This window comes from Parageobacillus sp. VR-IP (genome assembly GCF_013357975.1).
GTDB classification, from domain to species: Bacteria; Bacillota; Bacilli; order Bacillales; family Anoxybacillaceae; genus Saccharococcus; species Saccharococcus caldoxylosilyticus.
On sequence record NZ_JABVYQ010000001.1, the window covers coordinates 688,963 to 702,783 of the forward strand.

Genomic DNA, 13,821 nt, shown 5'->3' on the forward strand with positions numbered 1-13,821 from the left:
ATAGTATTTTTCATCTGTAATGGAAATGTAATAGATTTGTAACCACTTCTTATTGTTTTTGTTATAGATTAGAAATTTTTTTTAAATATAATGATTGACGTTAATAGAAATGTAATGTCCAAAGTACATCTTGGGGGGTACAACATGAAAAAATCATTTATTCTTACAGGTACAATTATAAGTTCTTTATTAGCAGGCCAAACTGCTTTCGCTAGTAGTTATACTGTCCAAAAAGGCGATACGCTTTGGGAAATATCCAAAAAATACAACACTACTGTAGAAGCATTAAAACAAATGAATCATTTAACTTCTGATTTTATTTTCCCTGGACAAATATTAAAAGTTAACGAAAAAAATGATACATATGTAGTGAAGCCTGGCGATACCTTAAGCAAAATTGCAAAGCAATTTAATACGACTGTTGCTGCGTTATTAAAGATGAATCCCGAAATTTCTAATCCAAATTTTATTAAGGCCGGTCAAACGATTCGCTTGTCTGGGGCGGCTCCATCTTCTATTAAATCTGCTACTAAGGAATCAAGTGCTAATGGTTATTACATCGTTAAAGAAAGAGATACTCTTTCTAGCATCGCTAAAATGTTTCATACAACAGTTAGTTCATTGCTCGCTTTAAATCCGGAAATTAAGAATCCTAATTTTATTCGAGTGGGACAATCTATTAAAGTTACTGGAGAAAAAGCTCTTGCTCAATCTTCCAATCAAAAAATTTCTAAACCTTCCCCGGGTTCGATATCTACCACTCCTTCCAATAGCACAAAAACTGTGAATTCTTCTTTGGCTGATCGAGTCATTCAAATTGGCGAAAAATATTTAGGTGCCAAATATTTATATGGTGCTAGTCCATCTCGCACAGATGCATTTGATTGCTCATCCTTTACTATGCGGGTATTTGGTGAAGCTGGAATTTCTTTGCCTCGCAGTTCGGCAGCACAATCACAAGCTGGCACGACAGTTTCTCTCAATCAGATTCAAAAAGGAGATTTGCTCTTCTTTGATACAGATTTCAATGGTGCGATCAATCACGTTGGAATTTATGCAGGTAACGGCCAAATGTTAAATGCTACAGTTTCTAAAGGCGTCTCTTATGTATCAATCAATTCTTCTTATTGGAAAGAACGGTTTGTGAAAGCAGTACGTGTAATCAATTAATCTGTGAAAAGCAATCGAGTGTAAAATCGCCTAGGTTTTACACTCGATTTTTTGATGTATCAACAATGTATAAACAGTAAAATCGGACAAGTCGATCCCCCTTGGGCGCTAAGAGGTTTTTTGTGATACTGATTTCTTCTAACAAGTCTTATGTCAACAGCCGTTGAGATAGTTTTTCTCAACGGCCTGAAAAGAAGCTCTTTCCAAAACAAAAAGGGCTTCTTTTCTATTATCATCTTCATTCTTATCATTCAACATCTTCAAATTCCTCATCATCCACCACATATGGGGAAGGATCCTCTTGAATAAATCGTACCGCATTTAAACCGATCATCTGAGCAGGCATGGAAGTGTTACCATCTGGTAAAATAGGGCAGATGGAAAGATCAGCGACTTTAAGGTTTTTGGTACCAAAGACATTCAGGAATCCATCAACAACTCCTTCTTGAATATTTCTACCCATTCTACATTGCCCACCAAAATGAGCGAGATTATGATAAGAGGCCTTGACATAATTAGCAAGCAGGTTTCGCTTTTCTACCTCATTAGTTAAATGGAATATATTTTCAGGAGGGTATACAACCTTATAAATGCCGTCCGGATCTAGTTTGCGAGCTCTTTTCATAATATTGAAAACCTGAATATACTGATCCACCATAAAATCTAAGTCATCAGGATTTCCCAGCGGATTAAGGTCAACGGATGGATAAGCCTCAGGATCGCTATGGGCGACCATAATCGTGCCCCTGCTTTTAGGGTTAATGTCGAAAATTCCAATACTCATTATATTACTTGATTTTTTCGGATCAAAATCCCAATTATTAATCATTACATCTTGAATAGGGACAAACGATGGTGTTGGGAGTCCAAATAATTGAAGGCGGCGCCCCCCTCCTCCGTCTTCCCCTTTAAAAGCACCGAGTGTAAATGGCTGATCAGGATCAGCGGACATTACCTTTAGGAGTCGTGTTGTTTCTACTTCTACACCCATTCCAACAGCATAATGCGTTTGGAAATTGTAACCAACATTTGGACTCTTTACTAATGTTCGTATGCCTGCTTTACCCAAATCAGCTGGTCTCCCAATTCCCGAACGTTGTAGAATGACCGAAGAAAAATTGCCTGCAGAGACAATGATTCCTTTTCTTGCAAAAGCTCTTTGTGATCTCCCGTTCCTGACAAACTCAACGCCAATAGCAATGTTAATTCCTCTTTTTTGTCTAAATAGAATTTTATTGACGGTTGTTTTTGTTAAAATGACCAACTTTCTCCCATTAACCCCAAATTCATCTGGATCGAACTCATCTCCTTGTGTGACAATATTTTTATTTAAATATCCAGTTGCAGTAGATGAACGGACAAACTTTCCATCTACCTCTTTGTTCAGAAATTGTGATTTGAAAAATGTACAATCTCTTATGCCCGTATTATAATCTTCAACAATTGGGATATCCAAAACATCTGATGTTGCTTTAGCTAAAATAGTTGTAAGTCCATTCTTAGGAATGATTTGTTGTCTAACGAAAATAGGACCTTTTGTTCCCCGTTCGTTTGGATCTTGTGTCTTTCCTGTATAGGTTTCATTTTTTTTGAATAAAGAACGAATATTGCTGTAACTCCATTGAGATCCGATGAGATTTGCCCACTCATCATAAAGGTTTCTACTTCCACGTACTGCATACATTGCATTATGTTCTGAGCTTCCCCCAATTGCTCTGCCGCTTGCTAATCTAAGCTGACTGCTAATGGTTGGCTGCGTTTTAGAAAGAATATTAAATGAAAATCTGTTATCAGTAGATAAAGCACTTGATGTTGCACGAGAAGGACTACTTAGCTCGTTCGTCAGATTCGTTCCTGCTTCAAGGACAAGCACAGAAGTACGTTTGTCATCCGTTAATTCTTTGGCAATTACCCCTCCGGCAGTTCCAGCACCAATCACGATATAATCAAAAGGTTTTTTGGTTGACATGCTATCATTCCTTTCAATATAGGATTTAGAATAACCAATTCTATCCTTTATCCTTTCTGTGCTGAAATGATCGGATCGGACTGTTCACTTGTTGACTTATGGAAAAGTTCAGTGCTCATCGCACATACCATTTTCTTCAGCATATAAACTTTGCTGTAACAAATTTAAAATATGTTGCCAGCTGTCAACTCGATAAAAATAATAAGGATAAAAAATGAACTCATTTTTTAGAAAATTTGAACTGGTATATTCATATTTATGGTTAAGAACCCAAATTGGTGCAATGAATATACTACCTGGAAGTAGGGCCTTTTTCTTGAGTGAACGGGTGCGTAGTGGAATAGTGACGTTAAAAATTTAAAGCTTGAGAACAGATTTTCCTTAAGCTTGCAAGGCAATAAAAATGGAGGATGCCATGGCAAAACCGTTCGCTCCGTATGCGGTTTTGCATATCGATAATATGGCTATTTATGTAACGCTTCGCCAAGTGCCGTATGACTCGCATCATTTTCTGCTTGCTTTTGAAAAGAAAAACATTCCAGCGCGCGAGTTTATTTTGCGGGTGTTTGATGGGAATCAACATTGGAAAAAGGTCAAACATGCTAACTGTTTGCCAATACGTTCATTGGCAGCAGCATTTTCTTATTTACAACGTAACATTGTTATGTTACATTATATAGCGTAGGAGGTGTCGATGGTGGAGGAGGAATTAATCTCGAAAAAAGAATTGCTGGAACGAACAGGGATCTCTTATGGACAGCTGTATCGGTGGAAACGGAAAAAATTAATTCCAGAAGAATGGTTTATTCGCAAATCGACATTTACGGGGCAAGAAACGTTTTTTCCAAAAGAAAAAATACTAGCGAGAATTGAAAAAATTAAACAGATGAAAGATGATCTGTCGCTCGATGAACTGGCAAATATGTTTTCTCCGAACCCTGCCGCGATTACTCTCCATAAGGATGAAATTATAAAACGTAATATTGTTTCGAAAATGTCGCTGCAATTCTATATGGAACAAAAAGGGGAGCAGCACACTTTTTCCTTTACTGAACTGCTGCAGCTCTATATTCTTGATCAATTGCTGCAAACAGGGGAAATTAGTTTGGAAGAAGGAAAAAGCGTATTCGATGTATTCGAGAAATATTATGCCGCCTTCCAAGGCCGGAGTTGCGAATTGCTTTTCCTGCGAAAAATGGGAGTGGCAATATGTCTATTAGTAGCAAGTGGAAATGACGTCTATGTCGAAGAAAAGGCGAAGATCATTGTTCGCCTTCATGTGCCGACTTGCGTAGAGCAATTAAAACTGATGGTGTCGGAGGGATAAACAGATGGAAAGGAAGGATTTAGTTATATCTGGTACTGGAAGTGCTTCGGGCGGTCTATACGATTTGGTCAAAATTTCTGGAACCGGAAAGGTGCATGGAGATATCGACTGCAACGATATGGCGATTTACGGGACGGCGACAATGGAAGGAAACGTGAAAGCAAAGGCGGCGCATATATCCGGAAAAGCCCGGATTACGGGATCATTAAAAACGGAACATGTAAAAATTCATGGAAGCGCCCGGATGGGCGGCGATGTGCAATGCAAACAATTTGATTGCCACGGGAGCGCAAATGTAGGCGGGAATTTATCGGCGGACGAAGTGCATATTCATGGAGAGGCAGCCATTAAAGGAGGCTGTGATGCGGAACAATTTAAAGCGAGAGGAGAGTTTTCTATTGGCGGCTTATTAAATGCGGAGACAATTCAAATAAAGCCTTTCGGACATTGCCAAGCAAAAGAAATAGGCGGAGAGCGCATCGAGGTAAAACTGCAAGGAATAACATTTTTGAAAAAACTGTTATTTCATTTTGGTCTGACTGCCGAAAGCATCGAAGGGGATGAAATTTATTTAGAGTATACAAGCGCGAAAGCAGTCAGAGGCAATCGGGTGACGATCGGCCCTGGATGCGACATTGAGGTTGTGGAATATCAAGATGAATTTCAATGTGATTCGGGCGCGAAAGTCGGTACTTATAAAAAAGTATGAAGGAGGGAGAAATGTGGGAAATAATGTGCGCCATTTAACCGTAAATGGATCTGCTCTCACTTCGGGAGGAACGTTTCATAAAGTGACGATTCGCGGGGATGCAACGATTAACGGCGATTTATGGTGTGACCGCTGCAAAGTGTTTGGCAATGCCGATGTGAGCGGCAACATCGAGGCGAAATCGTTTCACATCTTTGGTCAAGCGAATATACGAGGAAATGTTCAAGGGGAAACGATCAAGCTATTTGGGGAAATGAATCTACGCGGAAATGCCGCCGCAGCATACGATTTTCATCTCCGCGGCGCCGTCCATGCGGATGGCGATGTAACAGGAGGAACGATTCATGGTTACGGAGAAATGAAAGTATCCCGCGATTGCGAAGCGGACGTTTTTTCGGTCAAAGGCGCAGTGGAGATTGGGAACATCCTAAACGCAGATCAGGTCGAATTATATCTTTATTTTGCCGACAGCCGCATCTTCGAAATTGGCGGAAAAACGATTCGCGTCAAACGAAGTAAAGCAATGAATCTTCTTCATTTTTTGAAACGATTTGCTTACGATTCAAAGTTAAAAGCGGAAACGATTGAAGGGGATGACATTTATTTGGAACACACCGACGCCAAAGTTGTTCGAGGAGACCGCATCATCATTGGTCCAGGCTGTAACATTGATCTTGTTGAATATCACACAAGCTTTCAGCAAGACGAAAAAGCGATCGTGAAAGAAAAAAGAAAACGATCATAAGAGAGGGAGAAAAATGAGGAGAAACGAAACAAGCATTAAATGGGTGGCATTGGGACTGCTCATTGGCATTTTTGTTGCATCGATGGACAATACGATCGTTGCGACAGCGATGGCGACGATTGTCGCGGATTGAGGAGGACTTGATAAGTTTGTTTGGGTGACGTCCGCGTATATGGTGACCGAAATGGCAGGGATGCCGATTTTTGGGAAACTTTCCGACACGTACGGACGGAAGCGGTTTTTTATCTAGCTTAATCCCAGCAGCGCTGACGCTTCTGTTCGTCTTTTTCATGACAAACGATCGGCTCGCATCGATGCATGCCGCACAGCAAGGCAAGGTGCAAGTCAGGAAGGAATAAGTATCTCGCAAAAGAAAAAGCGAATGCCGGCAATACGCAGCATTCGCTTTTTTTATATTCGTTTTTTGGCAATCGGTTCTTTTTGAAACGAACGAATTAATGAGATGACGATCAAAATCATAATGATCGCAAATGGAAATGCCGCAACAATCGATGCGGTTTGCAGCGCCTGTAAACCTCCTGTCCAAAGCAGGATCACGGCTGCGGCTGACTGCGTGATTCCCCAAATAAATTTGACGGAATTTGGCGGGTTCAACATCCCGTTTGTTGTTTGCATACCGAGAACGAACGTAGCCGAATCCGCTGACGTGACAAAGAACGTACAAATTAATAAAATCGCTAATCCCGATAAAATCGTGCCAAACGGAAATTGTTGCAGCATGAAAAACAATGCGGTTTCCATCCCTTTGTCATTCATGACATCGATGATGCTGATATGTTGAAACCGTTCTAAATATAACGCCGAGCCGCCAAAGACGGAAAACCATAAGGTACTAAATACGGTTGGAACGGCTAACACACCGATCATAAATTCACGTATAGTACGACCTCTTGAGATGCGGGCAATGAACGTTCCGACAAACGGTGCCCACGCGATCCACCATGCCCAATAAAAAATCGTCCACGATTTTGGCCAGTCGCTTTGCTCAAACGGTGTCAACCGAAAACTCATGGACGGCAAGTTTTGTAAATAAGTTCCAATCGTTGTAGTAAACACTTCCATAATAAAGCTCGTTGGACCGACAAACAACAAAAACAGCATAAGCCAAACCGCAAGAGCGATATTCGTGTCGCTCAATATTTTGATTCCTTTATTTAATCCCGTTTGCGCAGAAGTCATAAACAAAAATGTAACAACAATAATAATGATGAGTTGTGTCATAAAATTATTCGGTATGGCTGGAAATAAACGCGATAATCCTCCGCCAATCTGAATCGCTCCGAGCCCTAGTGAAGTAGCAACGCCAAATATCGTCGCATATACAGAAAGCGTATCAATGGTGATGCCGACAGCGCCATTCACTTTATCGCCAAATATTGGCCGCAATACGCGGCTAATGACACCCGGTTCTTTTTTGCGAAATTGGAAATACGCAAGTGCCAGCGCAATTACACCGTAAATTGCCCATGGATGCAGCCCCCAATGGAAAAAGGCGTACCGCATCGCTAGGCGCGCCGCTTCCGGCGTTCCTCCTTCTCCGGCAGGCGGCGTATGGTAGTGAGAAATAGGTTCAGCCACCCCCCAAAACACTAACCCGATTCCCATACCGGCACTAAATAACATCGCAAACCATGTTGCGCTGCTATATTCCGGCTTCTCATCGTCCTCACCAAGACGAATGTTGCCGTACTTCGAAAAGATTAAAAATAAACAAAAAACAAGAAATGTTGTCGCTGCCAATAAATAAAACCAGCCAAATCGATCAATTAAAAAGGAATGTACTGCCGTACTGACAGCGCCTAAGTTATAATCAGGCAGTTTACTTGCGGGTATTACTCCCCAAATAATAAATAAAATAGCAATTATAATAGAAATGTAGAACACGGTCGATACTTTCCTCATCTTATCCCTCCTTGTAATCTTTGTTTAATGGGTGCCGATGAGGATCGTGTTAGCGTTTTCGGGTGTCGGAGAAGGAAAGAAAAAAGTTTTTCATTTCTATGGTAAAGAAAAAATATAGAAATGGCAATGGATTTGCTTTGATATGAAAACAAGCATTTTTTTTGTAGGAAAACGATGATATCGTGTAAAATAAATTACTCATGGTAAATAAAAAAGGGGGTAGGCATGGTGAATAGCAGAATATTCGTAATGATAAGCATTGTGCTCGCGATGCTCGTGGCATCGATGGATACGACGATCATGAATACGACGATGCCGATTATTGCGAAAGAACTCGGAGGGTTTTCTCTTTATGCTTGGGCGTTTGCTTCCTATATGATCACAACGACCGTTCTTTCTCCAATCGCCGGGAGACTTTCCGATATTTTTGGGAGAAAGAAAGTGTTTAGCTTCGGCATTATTTTATTTCTCATCGGTTCTCTTCTTTGCGGGATGTCGCAAAATATGGTTCAGCTTGTCCTATTTCGCGCTGTTCAAGGAATTGGCGCTGGCTTTATGATGCCGTTTCCGGCCATCATTGCTGGAGATTTATTTCCAGTGGAAAAACGTGGCGTCATCCAGGCGTTTTTTACGGCGATGTGGGGAATTTCTGCCGTTATCGCCCCGCTTTTAGGAGCGTTATTTGTCGAGTATGCATCATGGCGCTGGATTTTTTATGTTAATATCCCGATTTGCTTGCTTTCCTTACTCACGCTATTGCCATATAAAGAAGTGTACGAACCGAAGCGGACGTCGATTGACTATATTGGAGCGGGATTATTTGCGGCCGCGATCAGCCTGCTTCTATTGATAACGGTGGCCGAAAGCAACCAGTGGATGTATGGCGCCATTGGCGCTGTGTTATTAGTTGTTTTTTATTTATATGAAAAAAAGCAAACGTCTCCGCTTGTTCCATTGACGCTTGTGCAGCATAAAACGTTAAAATGGATGAACATAAACGGATTTGTCAGCTGTGTCGCTTTATTTGGCACGTCTAGCTATATTCCGTTATTTTTGCAAAATATCGCGCATAAAACAGTGTTTGTGAGCGGCCTCGCTCTTTTAGGCATGTCAATTGGCTGGATGATTGCCGCTGTGCCGGCAGGAAAATGGATTTTACGCTATGGCTATCGCATTTTATTGATTATCGGAAACGTTCTCCTTGTGCTTTCTGGAATATTGCTTGCACTTTTAAATGAAAGCAATGGATTTTTATATGTCTTTTTTGCCATGTTCATTCAAGGACTATCGTTCGGATTGACGTCTACCGTCGGCATCATCGGCTCGCAGCAGCTTGCCGATGCGCATGAAAAGGGAATCGCAACTTCGTTTTTTATGTTTTGCCGCAACATCGGTACAGCCATTGGCGTCACGATTATGGGCGCCTTTTTAACGAAAGCGGCCGATTTTATGACAGGCATCCATCATCTCTTTTTATTTGGTTTTATCGGCAGCATTGTGGCCCTACTAACGTCGTTTCTCATTTGGGATGAGTCGGAACGGGGAAAAAATAATTTGCTTCGTTCCGGGGAAATGGCCTAAATATTTGGCATTATATACCGATATAAAGAAGGGAAGGTGATTCCCTTCTCTTTTTTTTTTACAGACAGAGCGCTGCACGATGTGAATGAACGGGGGGATTAGATGATGAAAATCACAGTCCGAAAAAAATTGTATGCAGTATTTGCCGCCGTATATATGCTGTTAATCACGATCATTGGCATTGCTTATTACGAGATTTCCACTATTAATGCTAGTTATACGCACCTTTTAAATGACAAGGTTCCAAAACTTGTCAATGTCAAACAGTTAGAAATTTTGATCCGACGCGAGCAGGGGAGCATGCGCGGCTATTTGCTTAGCGGCGATCAAACATCATTGACAAACTTTACGAAAGCGCACAATGAATATGAAAAGCTAAGCAATGAACTCGCGAAAACGTTGACAAAGACGGAAACAAAAAAGTTGCTCGCGCAGTTGGATGAGCTGGAACAGCAGTTTTACGAACTAGGGCAACAAATGTTTCAATTAAAAGAGGAAAATAATGTGGCGGCTTATACACAGTTAATGACAACGACAGGAAGGAATATTACTTTACAATTTGATGAAGTGGCACGGCAGCTGACGGAAATTCAGCAAACAGATATGAATCAGGCCAACAAGGATACCACGTCAGAAGCGGCATCTCTTAAAGTATGGATGATTATGATCGGAGTCATGGCGCTCGCTATCGGCAACATCATTACCATTTATATCAGCCGCATTCTTTCTCGCCCGCTCTTCACCCTTTCCGAAGCTGCAAAACGAATTGCCGATGGCGATTTGACTGGGGAGGAAATTGTGATTCATAACCGCGATGAAATCGGCGAACTGGCAGCGTCTTTTAACCAAATGGCGAAAAATTTGCGCGATGTATTAGAAAAAGTAGCGGTGAGTGCCGAACAAGTCGCAGCGTCTTCCGAACAATTGACAGCAAGTGCGGAACAGACGAGCAAGGCGACGGAACAAATTGCGTTCACGATTCAAAATGTTGCTTCGGGTGTGGAAAAGCAAGTGCAAAGCGTAGAAAAAACAGCAGAGACGATCGATCAAATGTCTGAGGGAATTCAGAAAATTTCCGAACGTGCCCAAAACGTGTCGGTGATTGCGCTGCAAACGTCGGAAAAAGCATCAGAAGGCGGAAAGACGATTCAAACGGCTGTCGCGCAAATGAATACAGTAAATCATACGGTGGAGCGCCTTGCTGGGATTGTAAAAGGATTAGGAGACCGCTCCGAACAAATCGGCAAAATTATTGAAGTGATCAGTGGAATTGCGGAGCAGACGAACCTTTTGGCGTTGAACGCGGCGATTGAAGCGGCGCGAGCGGGCGAACATGGACGAGGATTTGCTGTGGTGGCTGATGAAGTACGGAAATTGGCCGAGCAGTCGGCGCAATCAGCGCGACAAATTGCTTCGTTAATTGCGACGATTCAAAAGGAAACAAACGAGGCTGTTCAATCAATGGAGGCGGTGCTAAAAGAAGTAGAAACTGGTACCGGAGCCATCTGCACATCTGGAGAAGCTTTTCAACAAATCCAGACGGCTGTCCATGAAGTCGCGGCGCAAATTCAAGATGTTTCCGCTTCTGTTCAACAAATGTCAGCGGCTGCGGAACAAGTAGTACAGTCGATGCAACAAGTAACGCAGATTGCTGAATCCGCCGCTTCGGGAACGCAAGAAGTGTCCGCAGCAACGGAAGAACAGCTCGCTTCCATGGAGGAAATTTCAGCTTCCGCTGCTTCCTTATCGAAAATGGCGGAAGACGTACAATCACTTTTAAAACGATTCAATATGTAGCGAACGTCCATGACGACGTTCGTTTTTTCATGCTTTTGCAACGAAAAATACATGCAAAATTTTTGTGTATTTGGATATAATAAATAAATGTACATATTGCTAAAAAGAAAGTAGTGGAGCTGCTGATGGGAGAGAAGCTTGTCGTCATCATTGGACCGACCGCCGTCGGGAAAACGAAATTAAGCATCGCTTTAGCAAAGCGGTTAAATGGGGAAATCATCAGCGGGGATTCGATGCAAATTTACAAAGGAATGGATGTCGGAACGGCAAAAATTAAACCGGAGGAGATGGAAGGGATTCCACATCATTTGCTTGACATTAAAGAACCGTGGGAATCGTTTTCCGTCGTGGAATTCCAGCGGCTTGCCCGCTCGCTTATTCATGAAATTTCCGCGCGCGGGCGCCTGCCGATGATCGTCGGCGGCACCGGGCTATATATTCAATCGGTCATTTATGATTACCAATTTTCTGCCGCTCCTTCCGATGAAGCATATCGCCGTCAGTTGCGAAAGATTGCCGAGGAGAAGGGAGAACAAGCATTGTATGAAAAATTGAAAGCCGTTGATCCGGAAAGCGCCGCACGCATTCATCCGCACAATATCCGCCGCGTCATCCGCGCACTGGAAATATATCATTGCACAGGCAAGACGATGACGGAATGGCAGCGCGGACAAACGAAACAACTTGTTTATGATGCCGCCATCGTCGGGCTGACGATGGAACGGGAACAATTGTACCGACGCATCAACGAACGGGTCGAGCAAATGCTTGCCGAAGGGCTGCTGGAAGAAGCAAAGGCATTATATGACCGCGGCATTCGCGATTGCCAATCTGTGCAGGCGATCGGCTATAAAGAACTGTATGACTATTTTGATGGGCGCGTTTCCTTAAAAGAAGCAATCGAACAGTTGAAGCAAAACTCACGCCGCTATGCGAAACGGCAGTTGACATGGTTTCGTAACCAAATGCCTGTTCAATGGTTCGATATGACTGATGTATCGAAGTTCGATGAGAAAACAGAGGAAATTTTTCAATACATAGCAGGAAAGCTTCAATTAGAAGCGAATATATAAAATTAGCTAGAGAGAAAAAGAGGAGGACGTTTTATGAAAAATTCCATTAACATTCAAGACCAGTTTTTAAATCAGTTGCGCAAAGATGGAACACAAGTCACCGTATATTTACTAAATGGCTTTCAGCTGCGCGGTTACGTCAAAGGGTTTGACAATTTTACCGTTTTGCTGGAAGTCCAAGGAAAGCAGCAGCTCATTTATAAACATGCGATTTCGACATTTGCCCCGGAAAAAAACATTCAGTTTGAAACAGAATAAATGCGTTTTATATAACGAATGGAAACCAAAAGTGCCCGTCTGAACAGGCGGGCACTTTTTTACGCGTAAAAATCGGTTATGCTGAATAAAATATACAAACTTGTATTCCTTGCCAAACTATGCTGCTTGCTTGTTTCTTTTACTTGGGCGATTGTCACGAATCGGCGGTGAAAGACGTATACTGATAAAGAACGAAGCGGTGAAAAAGGCAGCCACGAAAATGGTGAAGTGAGGTGACACCCCATTGTCGGAATTAACAATGAACAAGGCAAAAGGACAAATTAACATTGTTCTCAATTCGAAAAATATTAATCATCTAGTAAAAGAGGACCGACATGATTTCATTAATTATGAAGAGCATCAAGCGTTAAAAAATATTCAAAAAGAACTCGATCAGCTGATCGGGCTCGATCATGTAAAAAAAATCATTAAAGAAATTTACGCGTGGCTTTATATTAACAAAGTCCGCAAAGAAAACGGCTTAAAATCGAATAAACAAGCGCTCCATATGATTTTTAAAGGCAATCCTGGCACAGGAAAAACGACGGTGGCGCGGCTTTTAGGAAAATTGTTTTTTGAAATGAACGTGCTTTCCAAAGGGCATTTTATTGAAGCGGAACGAGCCGATTTAGTCGGTGAATATATCGGACATACTGCGAATAAAACGAGGGACTTAATCAAAAAAGCGCGCGGCGGGATTTTGTTTATTGATGAAGCATACTCGCTTGCCCGCGGCGGGGAAAAAGATTTCGGCAAAGAGGCGATTGATACGCTTGTTAAAGGAATGGAAGACTATTGCGATGATTTGGTTGTCATTTTGGCGGGCTATCCGAAAGAGATGGACTATTTTTTATCATTAAATCCAGGCTTGCCGTCCCGTTTTCCGTTAACGATCGAGTTTCCAGATTATACGGTCGATGAGCTGGTGAAAATTGCAAAACAAATGCTGCGTGAACGGGAATATGAGTTTACGCCGGAAGCGGAACGGAAATTATATGGCCATATTGAAGAAGTGCTTGAAACAAACCAGCGCGGCAAGTTCAGCAACGGACGCTACGTCCGCAACTTAATTGAAAAGGCAATCCGCAAACAGGCGGTACGCCTTCTGCGCGAAGGGAGATATGATAGAAAGGAACTGATGCTGATCCGTGACCGTGATCTCGTCATCAGTTCCTAAAAAGGAAGGGGAAATCCCTTTCTTTTTTTTGTGCAACATAAAGGATTTTGCGAGCATATGCCGAATAAATAAGCAAGGGGGAACGGAAGCGT

The 13,821-nt window shown here is 42.1% G+C and carries 13 protein-coding genes and 1 pseudogene; 12 read left to right on the plus strand and 2 right to left on the minus strand.

The genetic code is table 11. The annotated features are described in order from the left end of the window. Positions 1 to 144 precede the first annotated feature (144 nt). Positions 145 to 1,170: a C40 family peptidase gene (locus HT574_RS03620; protein ID WP_175243491.1), complete on the plus strand. Its 1,026-nt coding sequence runs from the start codon at positions 145 to 147 to the stop codon at positions 1,168 to 1,170. A gap of 247 nt (positions 1,171 to 1,417) precedes the next feature. Here HT574_RS03620 and HT574_RS03625 read toward each other — a convergent pair whose 3' ends face one another. Continuing rightward, complete coding sequence (locus HT574_RS03625; protein ID WP_175243492.1) at positions 1,418 to 3,139, minus strand: GMC family oxidoreductase; 1,722 nt, start codon at positions 3,137 to 3,139, stop codon at positions 1,418 to 1,420. Between the two features lie 415 nt (positions 3,140 to 3,554). Between HT574_RS03625 and HT574_RS03630 the strand changes: the two genes are divergently transcribed. The 6 genes and pseudogenes from HT574_RS03630 (at position 3,555) to HT574_RS03650 (ending at position 6,279) form a co-directional block, all read left to right on the plus strand. After that, complete coding sequence (locus HT574_RS03630) at positions 3,555 to 3,824, plus strand: hypothetical protein (protein ID WP_175243493.1); 270 nt, start codon at positions 3,555 to 3,557, stop codon at positions 3,822 to 3,824. Between the two features lie 12 nt (positions 3,825 to 3,836). Continuing rightward, positions 3,837 to 4,466 (plus strand): YhbD family protein, encoded by a 630-nt coding sequence (locus HT574_RS03635; RefSeq protein ID WP_061580189.1) that lies wholly within the window; start codon positions 3,837 to 3,839, stop codon positions 4,464 to 4,466. Between the two features lie 4 nt (positions 4,467 to 4,470). Beyond that, the gene (locus tag HT574_RS03640) at positions 4,471 to 5,175 is read left to right on the plus strand and encodes a polymer-forming cytoskeletal protein (RefSeq protein WP_175243494.1); all 705 of its coding nucleotides are present in this window, start codon (positions 4,471 to 4,473) and stop codon (positions 5,173 to 5,175) included. 13 nt (positions 5,176 to 5,188) lie between these two features. Further along, complete coding sequence (locus HT574_RS03645) at positions 5,189 to 5,920, plus strand: bactofilin family protein (RefSeq protein WP_175243495.1); 732 nt, start codon at positions 5,189 to 5,191, stop codon at positions 5,918 to 5,920. 13 nt (positions 5,921 to 5,933) lie between these two features. After that, a pseudogene (locus HT574_RS19745) lies at positions 5,934 to 6,167 on the plus strand (MFS transporter); the annotation flags it as partial. Continuing rightward, positions 6,124 to 6,279 carry a hypothetical protein gene (locus HT574_RS03650; protein WP_175243496.1) on the plus strand — a complete coding sequence of 52 codons (156 nt, stop codon included), beginning with the start codon at positions 6,124 to 6,126 and terminating at the stop codon, positions 6,277 to 6,279. The pseudogene HT574_RS19745 and the gene HT574_RS03650, both read left to right, overlap by 44 nt. A 52-nt stretch (positions 6,280 to 6,331) precedes the next feature. On the opposite strand, the gene HT574_RS03655 is transcribed toward HT574_RS03650, so the two are convergent. Next, positions 6,332 to 7,843 carry a glycine betaine uptake BCCT transporter gene (locus HT574_RS03655; RefSeq protein ID WP_175243497.1) on the minus strand — a complete coding sequence of 504 codons (1,512 nt, stop codon included), beginning with the start codon at positions 7,841 to 7,843 and terminating at the stop codon, positions 6,332 to 6,334. Between the two features lie 228 nt (positions 7,844 to 8,071). Here HT574_RS03655 and HT574_RS03660 point away from each other — a divergent pair, with 228 nt between their 5' ends. From HT574_RS03660 to spoVK, 5 genes are all read left to right on the plus strand, one after another. After that, entirely contained in the window at positions 8,072 to 9,424 is a 1,353-nt protein-coding gene (locus HT574_RS03660) for an MDR family MFS transporter (protein ID WP_175243784.1), read from the plus strand. A gap of 105 nt (positions 9,425 to 9,529) precedes the next feature. Continuing rightward, a complete protein-coding gene (locus HT574_RS03665; RefSeq protein WP_175243785.1) occupies positions 9,530 to 11,221 on the plus strand; it encodes a methyl-accepting chemotaxis protein in 1,692 nt (563 codons plus the stop codon). Between the two features lie 125 nt (positions 11,222 to 11,346). Beyond that, positions 11,347 to 12,294, plus strand: coding sequence for a tRNA (adenosine(37)-N6)-dimethylallyltransferase MiaA (gene miaA, locus HT574_RS03670; RefSeq protein ID WP_175243498.1), 948 nt, complete (start codon positions 11,347 to 11,349; stop codon positions 12,292 to 12,294). Between the two features lie 33 nt (positions 12,295 to 12,327). Beyond that, complete coding sequence (gene hfq, locus HT574_RS03675; RefSeq protein WP_017435037.1) at positions 12,328 to 12,552, plus strand: RNA chaperone Hfq; 225 nt, start codon at positions 12,328 to 12,330, stop codon at positions 12,550 to 12,552. Between the two features lie 244 nt (positions 12,553 to 12,796). Next, the gene (gene spoVK / locus HT574_RS03680) at positions 12,797 to 13,729 is read left to right on the plus strand and encodes a stage V sporulation protein K (RefSeq protein WP_017435036.1); all 933 of its coding nucleotides are present in this window, start codon (positions 12,797 to 12,799) and stop codon (positions 13,727 to 13,729) included. The last annotated feature ends 92 nt before the right edge of the window (positions 13,730 to 13,821 follow it).

Bases quoted from the DNA above. Each gene is read 5' to 3' on its own strand.
- HT574_RS03620 (WP_175243491.1), top strand. From the start codon at position 145: ATGAAAAAATCATTTATTCTTACAGGTACAATTATAAGTTCTTTATTA.
- HT574_RS03625 (WP_175243492.1), bottom strand. From the start codon at position 3,139: ATGTCAACCAAAAAACCTTTTGATTATATCGTGATTGGTGCTGGAACT.
- HT574_RS03630 (WP_175243493.1), top strand. From the start codon at position 3,555: ATGGCAAAACCGTTCGCTCCGTATGCGGTTTTGCATATCGATAATATG.
- HT574_RS03640 (WP_175243494.1), top strand. From the start codon at position 4,471: ATGGAAAGGAAGGATTTAGTTATATCTGGTACTGGAAGTGCTTCGGGC.
- HT574_RS03655 (WP_175243497.1), bottom strand. From the start codon at position 7,843: ATGAGGAAAGTATCGACCGTGTTCTACATTTCTATTATAATTGCTATT.
- HT574_RS03665 (WP_175243785.1), top strand. From the start codon at position 9,530: ATGAAAATCACAGTCCGAAAAAAATTGTATGCAGTATTTGCCGCCGTA.
- miaA (WP_175243498.1), top strand. From the start codon at position 11,347: ATGGGAGAGAAGCTTGTCGTCATCATTGGACCGACCGCCGTCGGGAAA.
- hfq (WP_017435037.1), top strand. From the start codon at position 12,328: ATGAAAAATTCCATTAACATTCAAGACCAGTTTTTAAATCAGTTGCGC.